Origin of the sequence: Streptomyces hesseae, assembly GCF_031845785.1 — a bacterium.
In the GTDB taxonomy this organism is placed as follows: domain Bacteria; phylum Actinomycetota; class Actinomycetes; order Streptomycetales; family Streptomycetaceae; genus Streptomyces; species Streptomyces hesseae.
Genome location: NZ_JAVRFI010000098.1, coordinates 1 through 258, shown reverse-complemented (window position 1 = coordinate 258; position 258 = coordinate 1). Strand labels below are relative to the sequence as shown.

Sequence of the window (258 nt, the reverse complement as noted above, 5' to 3'; positions counted from 1 at the left end):
CGTCCGACCCGGCGCCGGCCGACCGCCCGCTGATCGACCGCTGGCTGCTCGGCGAGCTCAACACGCTCGTCGACCAGGTCACCCAGGCCCTGGAGGCCTACGACACCCAGCGCGCCGGAAAACTGCTGTCCTCCTTCGTCGACGACCTCTCCAACTGGTACGTCCGCCGCTCACGCCGCCGCTTCTGGCAGGGCGACGCCGCCGCACTGCGCACGCTCCACGACGTGGTCGAGACCGTCACGCGACTGATGGCTCCCC

Annotated in this window: 1 protein-coding gene; it reads left to right on the top strand. The window is 71.3% G+C overall.

The window, feature by feature from the left end; all coding sequences use genetic code 11:
• Positions 1-258, top strand: a 258-nt coding sequence (locus RM609_RS34365; RefSeq protein WP_311616611.1) for a class I tRNA ligase family protein, incomplete at both ends; no start/stop codon positions are given.